Source organism: Vibrio sp. McD22-P3 (assembly GCF_021568915.1).
Lineage (GTDB): Bacteria > Pseudomonadota > Gammaproteobacteria > Enterobacterales > Vibrionaceae > Vibrio > Vibrio mediterranei.
In genome coordinates this window covers 107,217-122,391 of sequence record NZ_JAKGTN010000018.1, presented here as the reverse complement: position 1 = coordinate 122,391, position 15,175 = coordinate 107,217, and the positions used below count along the sequence as shown (strand labels likewise).

Annotated in this window: 11 protein-coding genes, 1 rRNA gene and 1 riboswitch; of the genes, 1 reads left to right on the top strand and 11 read right to left on the bottom strand. The window is 40.3% G+C overall.

Annotated elements, in window-relative coordinates:
* Positions 1 to 81: ribosomal RNA gene (locus L2W36_RS20190) — 16S ribosomal RNA — on the bottom strand; the annotation flags it as partial.
* 589 nt (positions 82 to 670) lie between these two features.
* Here L2W36_RS20190 and L2W36_RS20185 point away from each other — a divergent pair.
* Positions 671 to 1,126: an RNA recognition motif domain-containing protein gene (locus L2W36_RS20185; RefSeq protein ID WP_006075693.1), complete on the top strand. Its 456-nt coding sequence runs from the start codon at positions 671 to 673 to the stop codon at positions 1,124 to 1,126.
* Here the strand turns inward: L2W36_RS20185 and murI are convergent.
* The 10 genes from murI to L2W36_RS20135 form a co-directional block, all read right to left on the bottom strand.
* Positions 1,080 to 1,880: a glutamate racemase gene (murI, locus tag L2W36_RS20180; RefSeq protein ID WP_236111317.1), complete on the bottom strand. Its 801-nt coding sequence runs from the start codon at positions 1,878 to 1,880 to the stop codon at positions 1,080 to 1,082. The genes L2W36_RS20185 and murI overlap by 47 nt on opposite strands.
* A 70-nt stretch (positions 1,881 to 1,950) precedes the next feature.
* Positions 1,951 to 2,622, bottom strand: a complete 672-nt coding sequence (locus L2W36_RS20175; protein WP_236111315.1) for an ATPase — start codon at positions 2,620 to 2,622, stop codon at positions 1,951 to 1,953.
* A gap of 50 nt (positions 2,623 to 2,672) precedes the next feature.
* On the bottom strand, positions 2,673 to 4,523 hold the full coding sequence (locus L2W36_RS20170; protein WP_236111313.1) for a TonB-dependent receptor domain-containing protein: 1,851 nt from the start codon (positions 4,521 to 4,523) through the stop codon (positions 2,673 to 2,675).
* A 56-nt stretch (positions 4,524 to 4,579) separates the two neighbouring features.
* Positions 4,580 to 4,831, bottom strand: a riboswitch (cobalamin riboswitch).
* A gap of 326 nt (positions 4,832 to 5,157) precedes the next feature.
* Complete coding sequence (locus L2W36_RS20165) at positions 5,158 to 5,850, bottom strand: hypothetical protein (RefSeq protein WP_236111312.1); 693 nt, start codon at positions 5,848 to 5,850, stop codon at positions 5,158 to 5,160.
* Positions 5,851 to 5,854: 4 nt separating this feature from the next.
* Entirely contained in the window at positions 5,855 to 7,342 is a 1,488-nt protein-coding gene (locus tag L2W36_RS20160; RefSeq protein ID WP_236111311.1) for a UvrD-helicase domain-containing protein, read from the bottom strand.
* A gap of 184 nt (positions 7,343 to 7,526) precedes the next feature.
* Positions 7,527 to 8,108, bottom strand: a complete 582-nt coding sequence (locus L2W36_RS20155; protein WP_168523713.1) for a recombinase family protein — start codon at positions 8,106 to 8,108, stop codon at positions 7,527 to 7,529.
* 177 nt (positions 8,109 to 8,285) lie between these two features.
* On the bottom strand, positions 8,286 to 8,825 hold the full coding sequence (locus L2W36_RS20150; protein WP_168523715.1) for a hypothetical protein: 540 nt from the start codon (positions 8,823 to 8,825) through the stop codon (positions 8,286 to 8,288).
* A 3-nt stretch (positions 8,826 to 8,828) separates the two neighbouring features.
* Complete coding sequence (locus tag L2W36_RS20145; RefSeq protein WP_236111318.1) at positions 8,829 to 10,883, bottom strand: integrase; 2,055 nt, start codon at positions 10,881 to 10,883, stop codon at positions 8,829 to 8,831.
* 146 nt (positions 10,884 to 11,029) lie between these two features.
* A complete protein-coding gene (locus tag L2W36_RS20140; protein WP_236111310.1) occupies positions 11,030 to 13,489 on the bottom strand; it encodes a hypothetical protein in 2,460 nt (819 codons plus the stop codon).
* 4 nt (positions 13,490 to 13,493) lie between these two features.
* Positions 13,494 to 14,903 (bottom strand): tyrosine-type recombinase/integrase, encoded by a 1,410-nt coding sequence (locus L2W36_RS20135; RefSeq protein WP_168523722.1) that lies wholly within the window; start codon positions 14,901 to 14,903, stop codon positions 13,494 to 13,496.
* Positions 14,904 to 15,175 lie beyond the last annotated feature (272 nt).

Here is a 15,175-nt window from a genome sequence, read left to right as displayed (position 1 = left end):
GTTAACTCGTTTCCGCTCGACTTGCATGTGTTAGGCCTGCCGCCAGCGTTCAATCTGAGCCATGATCAAACTCTTCAATTTAAGATTTTGTCGGCTCAACGAATACTGACTTTAAACTACCTTAGTAATCTAAAGCTATTATCGTTCCAACAGAACGATAATGAATTGACTGTGCCAAGCCTTTCGACTTGATTGGTCACTCAGTTCATTGGAAACCTAATTTGATACCGAAGTATCTAATTTGATTATCATCAACGAGTGCCCACACAGATTGATAGGTCTATATTTTTAAAGAACATTTTCTAACTCTCAAGCCGCTTCGCGTCTCGTCGTTAGGGGTGCGTATCTTACGCTTCCCGTTTTGAGAGTCAAGCGTTTTTTTTCAAACTTTCTTTTCTCTCTCAACCGACTCCGCTTTGTGACTTTCGTCTCACTCCGTGTCGGTGAGGCGGCATTATAGAGATCACTCAAACTATGACAAGTGTTTTTTTGAATTTATTTTTCGTTCGCACAAAAAGCCATCGATACGGTGTTTTTTCGATAAAAATTCAACATTTGAAATACATCACACCAATTAATTGGAAAAATCACACTCAACTACGTAATATTCTTATATCTATTTGTTAACGATAGATGCCATTATTCGTAAATAAAAAAGTAGTACTTTAATATGGACTCCAATAAATCTCTTTTTCTGGTAGTAGCGATTGCTATATTAGGCGGTATTGTATTTTCTCAATTCGCTGACGTACCACCAGCTGTTGCTTTTGTCATCGGTGTAGTAGCCACCTTTTTTGTTGTTAAGTTTTCTACTGCTTCACCAACACCATCTGCAGAAACTACAAAGTCGACCAAAACTCTCTACGTCGGCAATCTTCCTTATAAAGCAAATGAATCTCACGTAAAAGAGCTCTTTGCTGAGCATGGTGAGGTATTTGCCGTTAGGTTAATGAAGGATAAACGCACAGGTAAACGACGTGGGTTTGGTTTTGTTGTGATGGCGAGCTCCGATGCAAAAGCGGCAATCAAAGCTCTAAATGAAAAGGATTATATGCAACGTACTTTGAAAGTGCGTATTGCTAATGATCCGAAGCACCCTGAATCGGCAACAACTGAACAGGAGTAAAACAGAGTTGTCGTAATGTTTTATTTAGTGCTTCTTCTTCAAAAGGAGGAGCACTACTAAACGCCTCCATGGTTCCTTGTCCCAAAGATACCTCTTTTATCTCCAATAGACTTTCAACTCTTCTTGCAATTGCGGCTCCTGAATCAACTAATTCAACACAGTCTCCCAATACCAATGCTATTTCTTCCTTAATAAGAGGAAAGTGGGTACAGCCTAATACTGCTACATCAATTTTTCCTTTAATCGGAGAAAGTATGAGTTCCAACTCTTGAAGGTCGACCTGCTCATTCCTCAGCTTTTGCTCTGCCATTTCAACTAATCGACTATCACCTATCAGCTTTACTTCTTTATCAGTAGCAAAGTTACGAATTAAGTCATGAGTATATTGGCGAGTAATCGTTGCTGGTGTAGCAATCAAGCCAACTGCTGTTTTAGAGAGTAGTGAAGCTGGCTTAATGGCAGGGACGACGCCAACCACAGGAATGTCTATTCGTTTTCTTAAATGAGGGAGCACAATAGTACTGGCCGTATTGCAAGCAATAACAACAATATCGACCGCTTTGCGCCGCATCATTTGTTGTATCAATGTACAGGTGCGGTTTACTAGTGTTTCCGGTGCCAATTCACCGTAGGGATAAGCCTCATTGTCGAATAGATAGATATAGTTTTCTTGAGGTAAGCGTTGGACTATTTCTTTAAATACAGAAAGTCCACCCACACCAGAGTCAAATATTAGTATATTTTTTCGATTCATTGATTAACGTATCACGCTCACTACTAACCTGTTCGCCAACATAATACTCATAACCCTATTGTCGGTAAACTTATCCGCGAAGTTCTGACTCAACGCTGTATCTTAGATGACTGAATCTCGGCGCTGTCTCAATTTCAATCTGTTGAATGGAAATAGGGTGACTAAAATACCTCGAATTACAGACTAAGGTATGGAATTCCCCATCTTCTCCACAAGGGTCAACATTATTAGGTAATTCTTGAATAAGCTCGTCGGTATAAACTTTTCCACAGAATGTTTCCGAAAGCACATTTCTATCGACGGTAACCAACACTGTCTCAATCCCTCTGGCAATGATCTCCTGTGCAAGCTTTGCGCTACTTTCACCAACCAAAGGAAAAACCGCTTCTAGCCCCGCTGGTTCGACATAGCTTTTTCTATATTCAACAATTCCATTACAGAACATGTCACCAAATGCTATCCCATCTACTGCCAAGCCAGAAGATTTTATCCCCTCAATAACGAGCGCTTGGTAAACATCGTTAGGTGGGAAAACTTCTGGTAGCTCTATCGTTACTAATGGCATCCCTAACCTATCTGCTTGCAATTGAACGACTTCTAATGGGGTTACTTGAAATGGAACCTCACCTTTGACATGAGTAGTGTAAAGACCAACGACATTATAATCTGGAGATTCCATTAGTCGTTCGAAAGTAAGGGTTGAATCTTTGCCAGATGACCAACTGATGATGATGTTTTTCATTTAGGACTACCTATTAAAAAGCGCCTCTTAACTGGAGGCGCTGTTTGCTATTAGAACTGATACATGGCATTCACGTAGTAATTACGTTCTGGTGTTTTATAGCCACTCACCGTTTCATACTCTTCATCGAATAAGTTGCCAACTTTCGCACCTAGACTTAGGCCGTTATCAAAGTAGTAGGTGCCGGCAATATCAACTAACGAATAAGGGTCTAATACTTGAGTATTGGCTGCATCATTATAGCGTTTCCCTTGATATAGGTAGCTTAGCTCGAATCTCCAAGAGGCAATATTATATGAGGCATTCCACTTCCCGCTATTGCGAGCTCGTCTTACTAAGTCCTTACCTGTGCTTTCATCTTTAGCATCTAGATAGTCGTACGACACCTCATGCTCAATCGCTCCGGTATCAAAACGAGTTACTAGTTCAATACCTTCAATCTTAGCTTTGTTTATATTGACGTTCGTTGAACCATTACTGGCAATCATCTTATCCACATTACTGCGATAAGCGCCTAATCTAAATCCTAATAAAGCAAACTCACCCTCTAAAGCAATTTCAGAGGTAGCTGACTCTTCAGGGACCAGATTTGGATTACCTTCATAACAGCCCCATGGACCACACTCTTTAGGCCAATACAGTTCATTAAAAGTAGGTGCCTTAAATGCTGTTCCATGCATGGCTACAACCTTTAATTGCTCTGTGACATTCACACCACCACCTAACTGGTAAGTGGTGTAGTTTCCATAGGCACTATTGTCATCATGTCGAACATTAGCTTCTAGTGATAAGCGTTCTTGATTGTAGAGTGCACCTAAGAAGACGGCTCCATTGTCTCGAGTGTCTTTAGTCATAGCTTTAGTTGTGTTATTCACTTTATCTTTGTACCAATCAATGCCGCCCAAGAAACTCAATTCATCATTGATTTTTACGTTGTTATTCCAATTCACTGCAATGCGATTGGTCGAAATAGTCCCTTCTGGCTCTCCTTGACCATAAGATTTCGCTTTATCTTGATTCGTCGTCAGTGTCAGCGAAGAATCAAAGTTATTACGCATATAGTCACCAGCAACACTAAAACTGTACAAGTCACTATCTGACTTATCTACACCAGTCCAAGGGTTATCAAATTCAGTATTATGTTTTTGGTAATAACCATTGGCCTTTAGTTGCCAGTTTTGATCCAATCGTTTACCCATATCGAGGACTAGATATTGACTGGTATAGCCATCGTCATCCGCATCTATTGGATTAGTGCTGGTCGGTTGGACATTGTAGCCATTACTAGACTGATGAGTGGCTGTCAGATTGAGCCATCCATTCTCCGCATCACCTAACGATAATGTTCCACCAAGGTTGTAACTTCCAAAGCTTCCCGCTCCAGCTTTAACTCTACTTGGAGAGCCATTTTTATTAGTGGTGATAATATTAACCACACCGCTTACGGCATCAGAACCATATACCGCAGCACGGGCACCACGGATAATTTCGATACGTTGCACACCATCAAGAGGAATGGCTGACAGATTCGCAGCACCTGTTGTTGCACTCCCAATTCGAACACCGTTGATTAATACCAAAGTGTTCTTACTAGAGCGACCTCGAATGTACAGTTCCGCATTTTGACCAATGCCACCTTGGTTTGCGATCTGTACGCCAGGTAAACGTCGTAATATCTCAGAAACTGATTTAGCTTGAATAGCGTCAATTTGCTCACGATCAACAACTTCAATTGGAGCAAGAACATCTTTCAGTTGCTGTTCAACACGGTTCGCTGTCACGACCATGGTTTCATTTGCGAGTTTGCTTTGTTCACTTGGGTTTGTTGCTTCTGCCAGTGAAAAAGAAGCATAAGAAGAGAGCGATGCAGCCACTGCTATCGCCAAAAATGATTTGTTCATTTGTTATGTTGTCCTAAATCGCGTAAGTCCTACCAAGCTAGCGTTTGTTATTGGTTAACGAAGCTTGGCTGCTGGCAGGTATTCGGACTCAAGAGCGTAAGGATCACAGTGAACCTAAACCTACTGCCTCGACTTCCCGTAACTCGTACAGTGTCATTTGAGGGGTCGTTCTCTTTTACCGCTGCGCGTCAACCCCATACAGTTGGGAAAGAAAACGTAAAAAAACTAGACAAGCGAGGATAAAATGCTTAGTTAACAAGCGATTACACCTAGAACAGCATCAAGACACCCATAACTCAATTAAGCGTCTAAGTTTTTCACATTTACTTTCGGTCTATCTAATTTTTTTATTCCTTTAGACCATTTAAGAAATGACAAACTGACATTCTTAAAACCAGTATGCATTGGATGTATAGACGGCTATTACCTGCCAAAACGTAGAGTAATAGATAATCCAAATAAATACCAACTTAACCTATTGAAATTTAATAAGGTTGGACATGAATTTTCTTCATGTTTAAGAGGCTAATGAATGAAAAATGCACCCAGCGTGATTCCAGTACAAGCAGTTACGCATCAGAAAAAGAAGTATAGCGATGACTAATTCATTAAATGGATGGTATTCACTAATCTATTACCATCCATTTAATGAACGAGATTGTATTTTAGCATTCAGCTCTCTACGCTCTTGATCATTAAGGCTAACTAATTGATGTGAGAACTGATTATAAAAAAGACGTGGGTCAAAGAAATAGTTAGTAGACACCAAAAAGTCCGAATTAACTCGTTTCAACAAGTACGCATATCTCTCTTGAAAGCGATAGTATACCCAGCCACTTTTTAATCCTTTAGAACGAGCAGTGTCAGCCAAGCTCTGGATTTCTCTATTCAGAAATACCGCCACCCTCTCGGCATGTTCTGGAAAATCCTTAGATAATGTGTTAAATGAATCAACCCACCACCTTTTATAGTTGTCGGTTGAGAAATCACGCTTACCACCGAGTCTCTTAGATTTGTATCCGATATCTAGCCTAGAACACACCTCATTTGCAGATAAGGGAAAGAATCGCTCTACTGAGCAATCGACTGTAAAAAGATTGAATCCAGCGATACCTTGTTCATTAAAATAATCACCAACACAATAACTTCCTATTCGTCGGTACAACACTTCGCCATCGGAAGCCTTGTGATGGCCTTCAAACCGTTGATACATAAGGTATTCGCTACAACCATCTATGTCCCAGCCAATTCTCGTATCCACACATAAACTAGCAATAGCTGAGAACTTCTTGTTAAATTCATCGAGAATTTCATAAGAATCTTTCATCTTGTTAGTCTTTTCCTTGTTCTGTTGTGCCATTTTCTATTGGTATATGTCCAGCACAAGCCAAGCTAATATCAAGAATGGACTTGGCTCGTGTGGCTGCAACATAAAGCAAACGCGCTTCTTCGTCTGAGTATTTACTGTGACCTTTCCCTCTGAAGTCATCAGCTAGCCTGACTACATCCCACTCTCGCCCTTTAACCTGATGAACCGTCGATATTAGAATATCCGCATATTTCTCATTGATTGACTTCGCTCGATTTAACAAACTAAGTAATGACGAGATATCATATTGTTCAGCGAGATTTACCAATGTACGAAGATGTATACCCTCTTCGCTTTTAGAAAAAACAACAAGATCATGCCAGTCCTTGAATGGAGCAAATTCAGGATGCGAAGTTTTCTCCCCAAACATGAGCCTTTCAGCTTCCCTTAAGTCTCTACTCAAAGAACCAATATCACCGTTAATCGCAACATTCTTTTTCTCAATGTACGTTTGGTACGCTAACTCGGATATAACACCAAAATTGGTTCGACAAATAATAACTTGTGGCTCAATTTCATCTATTTCGGAAACTCTTGACTTTACAGTACTCAAACCTCTAATGTTAACTGACTTGTTAAAGTAAAAGCTAATTAAGCGATTACTGTAATATGCAATCTCTTCACCGTATCTAAATGACTGAGTAAGCTGAAAAGAAGATCCTATATCAACCAAATCAAGAGCATTTTCAGCTCCTCGAAATCCATAAATCTGCTGATATTTATCTCCGACCCATACTTGTTGCGTGTTTTGCTTTGATAACAGATTAATCACAACAGGGGTTTGATCTTGAGCTTCATCGATAAGAATAAAATCGTACTGGAGTTGAGGGTCTGTCAAAGCCCATAGCTTCAGATACACGTCTGGAGTTATAGGTATATCACTTTGTGGATTAACTAACAGCTCCCAAACTGCATTGGTGAAGTACAAAAGTGTCCCTAAAATTTCGTCACGATCTGCACCCTCTACATCAAGAATGCTTAAATGATTCAAGTGCTCTTTTTCTATGGTGAGTGATGAAGATTGGCAAAATTTTTGAATCACAGACAGAATCATGCCGCTAATGCGTATTGCCGAAATCCCATACATTGACGGAATATCCTTGAATACTTTTTCACAAAGGATTGCAGGTGTCAGGAACTGCTTCAGCCTACCTGTTATAACGTATTGATTTGCCACAGCCCTATATGCGAGTGAGTGAACGGTTCTGCATTCAACATTACTAGGAAAAATAACAGACGCTTCATCTACGATTTTTTTGTTAAAAGCTAAATATAAGCCTTTTTTATCCCCCAAAGCCAGCGAGGATATAGCCCTTAATGTTAGGGTTTTCCCTGTACCAGCAAACGCATTGATAATTATATTTTTTCCCTTTTGAGCTTCTAAAACAATTTCAGATTGCTCGTCAGACAAAACTTTTTCACCGTAGTTCATTTGCAACTTTGACGTCATGTCACCCTTCACTAACTAATGCGAGAACAAACCAAGAGCATATCACATGATTGCACAAGCGAGTAACTAGATGAGCTGAGGTAAGGACTAAGCCTATTGAATTGATTTGAATAGTAAAACGGGCATACGTTGGCAGCTCAATATTTCAAGAGCATTCATCAAACATTAGCTGCATAGGTGTGGTTTAAAATAAATGATTTTGTTCTTCTTCAAGTAAAACTGTTTTTAAAGCTTTGTCTAACGTCGGTCTCGAAACACCAAAATGTTTTGCAACCTCAGTTTTCGTGATCGAATCACTGAGTAACATACTTGCAGCCAACCTGATATCTTTCTTCGACATACTGGGTTTTCTACCCACGTTTTTTCCTCGCCTTTTGGCTGCGGCCAAGCCTGCTTTCGTTCTTTCACTGATAAGAGTACGCTCAAATTGAGCGATGGCCCCAAATATGTGGAAGACAAGCTCACCAGCAGGGCTTGAAGTATCAATTGCTTCCGCAATTGATACAAAACCGATACTTCTCTCTTTCAGCTCATTAACTATCTCAATAAGGTGAGGTAAGCTCCGCCCAAGCCTGTCTAAACGCCATACAACTAAGATGTCACCGTCACGCAGATTATCTAGTGCCTTTTCAAGCTCAGGGCGATTAGTAACCTTTCCTGACGCTTTTTCTGTGTATATCTTGTCACACCCAATTTCATTAAGGGCATCAAGTTGAAGGTGAAGCTCTTGGTCATCTGTTGAGACACGAGCATAGCCAATTTTCATAGAGTACTACTCCCTAGATGTTGTAAAACAAAGCTATCATTTCTTTACATTAATTGATTTACATATTGTTTTACACATCCATCAAGGTTTTTGTTGTAATTATGACGTTTTCACCACATGTAAATAAAATGGTCGTTTTATTTACGCCCTCTATCGTGAGTTAGATCACTAACTATGCTAATCCAGTTTCTCACGCTTTTTGAAGGCTAAAATATTGTCTTGAGATCCCATGTCTTGTACATCAATAATCACTTCAACATTCTTGTTTTCTTCGGGTATGTCATTCCACATGGCAACATTCATTTGATGCATTCTTACGGCTTGAGACTTTAAAAGTTCTTTGTAGTGAGCTAGTCTTTCATCCTTCTGCTCTAACTCCGCTTTGAGTTTTTTCACTCCCTCTCTAGCTTTTTCTACGTCCTCTTTAGCTTTGATATAAATCGGGTGAGCACGCACTACATCATCTGACAGATCGCTCTCTCCATGAATACGCTCTGCTTCTGCACCTTCAATCATTTTTTTTGTTTCGGGATAACGCTTTGCCGCACCATTAGATAGCCCAGCCTCTTTCTCAACATTAGAAACAACAATCTTAAGCTTGTTGGCACTGAGCTTTCGCTTCAGCTCCCTGTGAGTCGGCTGTTTGTCGATAAGACGCTTCAACGCTTCTCTCAACTGCTTTTCTGTTGAGCTTAACTCCGTTTTTTTATCTGTCATGTCTTACGCCACCATTATCGTGTTTATAACTAAGCTCAGTACATCTTCTGTAAACTCATACTTATCATGGTCGAATCCCAAGTCATCCATGATTGCCTCTGCCGCCTTTACCTGCATAAAGTATTTGGTTGCCGCACTGGAGTTTAATTCATCGCATTCTTTTAGAAACTCAATATTTCTCATCGCGTCCATGCGAGAAGATTCGGCATAAACAGCGTTTTCAATAAAATCGTATTCACAGTCCACACACTCGCTTAAATCAATATTGATGCGCATTGAACATTGAGTGTTGGTGCAGTACATACTAGGAGCAACTGCATGTAAGTGCGCCTTTCCGTTAGTTAACTGATCTATCCAATAATCAGTTGACAACTTTCGTTTGTTTACCCCATTTTCAAAATAGCTTTCACCTTCACGGCTGATTTCAGCAACCATTGCTTGACCTTTGCCACCTGCAATCCGTTCACCGTTCGCCATTTTTTGATATATGCGAGCAAAAATTTCAGCCTTTTGCGTTATCCGCTCTTTTCTAATTTCACTGTAAAGCTGTTCAAATGAATGGGCATTACGGGCATACCAGCTAGTCATCGCCATCGACAAATGTGACAACTGTTGCTTCAAAGCAGGGAACGAACACAGCTCATAACCAATTAGGTAATAAGCAAGCGAACGTCTTGTTTGATGTGGCGTAAAGTGAAACTTATCTCCCTGTGTAAAAGATTTCTGAGTTGGGTCGGAAGCTTGTAAATAGCCCATATCTTCAGCCGTCAGAATAAAATCAAAGCTGTCCTTATTAAAATTCTGTTTAATTGATTTACCTAGCGCCGCCTTTGTTACAGGCTTGAAATATTGATTGTTAGCCAAATTTGCGAACATTCGATGTCTGTCATTTTCTGCAAACCTGTTTCGATAAGGCGTATGAATGGAGTTCAACACATGAAATGCTTTCCAACCTATTTCGGTGGTAACAAAGGTATCGTTTTTGGTTTGGCTGTTTAGTGTGATTTTTGATTGGCGTGTACTCAAAAAGTAAATGGTTTCATTACCAGCATCGGACTCACAGCCATTTTTATCGAACATCATTTTTTGCGCCCCGTAGACAGGACTAACTTTGTACAACTCATCTGCACGCATCCCTGATAGCGCCAAACATAACCACGAAGACTTTGCGCTCAGACTGACCAAATACTGTTTAAAGTCTCTCCACCCATAACAAGTACCACCAATCCGTACTTTGAAGTTCTTAAGTACGCTTTTACGTGGTGGAATAAAGGTTTCAAGCGAGATGAAAATTTTCATCCATCGTGGGTCTTCACCTTTATCAGCCAAGGCCACCCCTTCATTGTCGAGCGCTTGGGTAAATCGCTCCCATGTTTTTCGATAACTCTTAATAGGCGAATAACTACATCCATTTCTTATCTTTAGAGTTCTATTTATTACTTCATCATCATAATAGGAAATCATCAGCTCAACCGCTTGTTCGATTTCATCTCTCAATCCATAGGCTTTTACGACATCTTTGCTGTACCCTGTTAATGCCGAAAAATAGATCCTAGGAGGAATCACCAATTTACCTTCCGACACCTCAGCGCTTGCGTTAAACATCTTATGATTCAGGTGCGAAAAATTAACCTTGAAGGGCAGTAAACCTTTTAAAGCGGGAAGAGAGTTTATCCCTCTAAATGGGTGGCTTTTAGATAATTCAAAACACCCCTCATCAACCAAAATTTCAAAGTGCTCTAGGTTTAAATCTTCAAACGAAGTGATGCCACGCTTAATAAGTTGAGCTATATCATTCCGAAGAACGTTTACTTTAGTTTTGATGGAGTCCAACTCTATGTGCTTAGCTGAAAACCATATATAAGCTAATGCTACGCATTTCATTTGATTAACCAAATGACGCTCATTTTGACGAAGAACAATGACGTTCTCACCTTGTCCTAGCTCGATATTAAAATAGAGATTCGCTATTCCTTTTGCTTTACAAGCCGCCTCTCTAAACGCCCATAGATCTTCCCCAAACAAGATAGTCTTTTTCTCATCTTGATAGACAACCATCTTGTCCAATTCTTCCCAATTACCTCGCAGTAGTGCAGGGAGAAGCACCTGCTGCAAATAATCTTCTTGATCGCCAATAGAGCGCATGACACCTAATGTTAAGTCCATATTTTCTGGGTTTTCGAAAGCCAACATAGGTATACTCCTTATAGAAATTGGGTAACGGAAGATAACGAGTGAAAAAGCGGGTAACGTCCTTGTTCTTCAAGTAAATCTTCAGCTTGCTCAATAGTTTCAAAAGGGAGGTCATCAAGATGGACTTGAAAGCGTTCTATCTTTGACTGGATAACCGAAGCGCGTTCTGGATATTGATCAATAGCCTCGCTTAATACGTCGAGAAAGCTCAGTAATTTATAAATTGCGTAAGGGTCATCAACGAGTTTGGCGCTTTTGCAAAAGATGCAAAGATCGTATTGATAGCAGGTGATATCGTCCCCCTCTTTAATAATTCCCTTTTCCTCTGCAAATTTACGCGCTGCATAATGCCAATTTTTCTCTGAATTCAAATCAATTTTACCGTCACAACTAATGCCGTTCGGGTTCGTTGGTTGATTGCGTTTTTTCCAAATCTCGTACTCTAATACGGGAATTTTTAGCTCTTCTTTGACCGATTCTATGGCTTCATTGCGTGTCTTGCCTTCTGCAATGTGAGATAGCACCATTAGTCCTTGCGAAACTTGCTTGTTGTTTTGCACAGGATGCCCGTTACGATATCTTTTATCAGCCGTGTTGATGCTGTGCTGCAAAATCTTTTGGGCGGTCAGTCCACGCTCTTCTGGTCTGTATTCTAAATCAGAGTGAGTAACACGAATTCGTCGAGAGTTAATATTTAAAAAGTAATCACCATAACCAATGCCGCAATAACTTAACATGCTCGCGCTAATAGGAAACTCACCTTCCTGCCACTGGTAAGTCATTGACTTTGTACCTAAAGGCAGTAGGAAAGGAGGTTTGGTTGAATTCGAACGTCTACCTATACCACCAAGACTACGTTCCTTTGGTGGCGGGTTTCTAGTTGCTGCATAACGTTCAACTAATTGAAGAAAAGGACTGTGTTTGGCTGCAACAGTAAATTCGCCTTCCGAGCCATCGACATATTTAAAGGAAACCGTGATCTCTCCATTAGCATCTTTCTCTGAATAGTTCAGTGGTATTAGTGCGTTTCGAAGCGAAACATCCGTCATACATGAGAAAGCAGCGTAAGCTATAGGGGTTGCCCTTCTTGTTGCAGTCCTTTTATCAAGTTCGATGACCTGTTTGTTCATTATCCTTGCGCCATCTTCTCTCTGAATCCAGTTGAAGATAGCCATCTTTTGATTCTCAACAATGTCGGTGTAGGTTTTTATTAAATGATCGGTTAGTTCACCTCTGCGGCTAGAAAGCAAATTTAAGTTCTGCGATAGCTTTAGTAAAGCATGACTTACATTTACCTTGTCTTTTTCACCTTTGTTATCAAGAAAATATATCAATGTATCAAAAGGATCATCGCTATAGGATTTAGAAAGGAGTTCGAGAGTTTGAATGAAAGCGATACCGTCTGTTTTTCCAACAGCGTCGCGCTTATTGATGTCGGCAACAATAAACCCTGCCTCTTTTTCAATGGCTTCGGGATGTAAGTTTTCATCTGAACCTGAAAACAACGCTTTTACATCTTTTGAAGCACGACTTTTGTATGCACGGACTTGAGCAGTTTTCGATGTACGACCTTCTGCCTTCGATGTAATAACTTTAATGGGATGGCGAACATCTTTTATTACCGTGTCGTTAAATGCAGTGTAGTAGGCAAATAGGGTGTAAGCTGCCGCCATGCATTGATTAAACGGACTCACAGAGCCTTCAGTGCCCCTCAGCGTAATTGTGATGTCCCGACCATTATTCCTATCAACTACAATGTCTTCTAAGCATTGAGGCGGAGGTGCTTCGGGGTTTTCCTCTTTACACGCAATAAGTTGAGTTGCCAGTGAGAAAAAGAAAAGTTGAGTTCGCCTAACTAATGCATACCATTCACTTGATGTATAAGGCTGTGTTGATGATTCACTAGTCTTTTTTGAAAAGGGTTTAATCGTGGCTTGCCACTCTGACACATCAAAATCAAGCACTGAAAGTAGTATATCGAGAAAGATCTTTTGGTTAAAAGCTGTGCCCTCCAACAAGCCAGCCTCTTCACCATCATAATACTGAAAATGATATCTTTTCGGCTCATTAGCTGCGTTAACTAAACGCCACAATTGACCTGAGTTACCAGCGTAGGAAAGGTATCCCACCTGACAAAAAGGATCGAGCTTATTAAAGTCACAAAAAGAAATATACTGCTTTAAACTAGCCAACTTACCTCTGATAGAGGCTTCACTACTTTGATTTTTTCTCTCTTGATTAACCCACGCCCATAACTTTTGCATCCTATTCAATCGAGATGGTTTTACTAATGGCTTTTGAGGATCACACTGCTCATGGCACCAGTCAAGAAGGTTGTATTTGATACTGTATGCCATCCCTCGTTGATGCAGTTCAAAGCTCAAATCTAATGAAGTGACATTATCCTTAGCCTTCAGTTGTGTGATTGGTTTATTTTGATTTCTGGAAAATGATAAGCGACTTTTTGCCATATGCTCACCTCAACGATTGTTGTGCGAATTGATTTTTACGCTGAGCGAACTCCGACCAGGTTTTATCGTCATTCATGTAGCTAATATATTTTTGGGTAATATCAGTGCTTTTATGCCCCATTAAATCAGCCAACTCCGACATCAGAGCTTCAAAGGGCTTACCCGTTTCAATGTGTTTGTTGTACAGCCAGTCAGTTGCGAAAGTGGCACGTAAATCATGAGGAGAAAAATAAATATCAAGTCCACTAATAATCAAATCATTGCGTATAGCTTCCACATACTTTTGAATTGTGTTTGGGGCGTAGATATTGCCATTCGATTGAACGAATAGATGGTTATGGCGTAATAACCCGTTTTCAATTGCCTCCTTCCTTGCCTTGCTTAGCTTGTACTCGTACAAAAGTTCCATAACATGGGCTGGGATCTCAATCGTTCTGTCTTTTCTGTATTTGGTTAGGCAACCGTTAATACGCTCACCAATTGGCACTTTAACCACTTTAGCTTTTGGTTTATCTACGACAGAGGTAGGAAAGGTTATCAGTTCCTCCAACCTCAACCCAACCTCAGTTTTTAAGTAAAGCATCAGGGCTTTAGTATCAGAGGAATTTTCAACATCGAGATATCGATAAAGTGCTTGTTTTTCATCTTCACGGAGTGGACGAAGCTCTCGGATATCAGCATTTTGAGGTTTTTGTATGTTCTTAAATGGTTTCGTGAGACCCGTTGTGTACACGATAATATCGTTACCGTTATAGCCATAGAGATGTGAGAGCATGTCATGTTGCGCTCTCTTATTTTTGTCACGTATGCGAACTTTCTTTGCTGAAAACTCAAATGGGCGAAAAGTCTTGCTGAGTGGGACGATCCGTTGGCGGTGAAGGTAGGTATAGTAAGCGACAACTTTTAGCACGTAACTCGACGCCGTATTGGGAGAGCCTCCGATTTTTCCGTTTTCATCTTTGATATAAAGATTCTCTAGTAGATAATCACGATATCTAACGACTGGACTTTCTTCTACCTTCTCAGTGCAGTCATATATTGTTAAAGGGCGCTTCTCTTCAACCAACACACCTGTTCTGGGGTCGGTATGTTCAGGGATTTCTAAATTCATCCAACGATAGAAACTTAATAACGCAACCGCATGGGATTCAATCGTCTTAACTGAGGATATTTGTGAGTTTGACAATAAAGAGTGGAGGTATAAATTCGCTGGCACCACATTAATGCCATCGGGATCAATTAAAATCGGGAGTGTATAAGTAAATGATTTTGAATTGTCTTCTACTTCGTGGGTTATCTCACCGCTATCAGGGTGCGGTCTGCTGATATATGAAGGATATTTATCCGTGTTGATCCACATAAGACAGTAATCAACTCCGAAGTCATCTGGAAACGACTCATTCTGCTCAATCAAATTAACACCAACGTCCTCTAATATTTATGGCATTATTCTGACTTAACAAACGCCTTCTGTCTAATTTTTTTAAGGACTAACTTACCAACCTGCGACGTCTAACATAATTCCCAATCTTAGTTCTGGATTTACACCAGATTCCCTTTTCAGTGAGATTCCTTTGTCATTCTCACACCAGCTAGGCGGAATGGTATTAACAACATGGTAATTTGTCTATAACAGATTGAACTAAGCTATAGATATCCAGCCATATTGAGAGACAATTCTGGGAA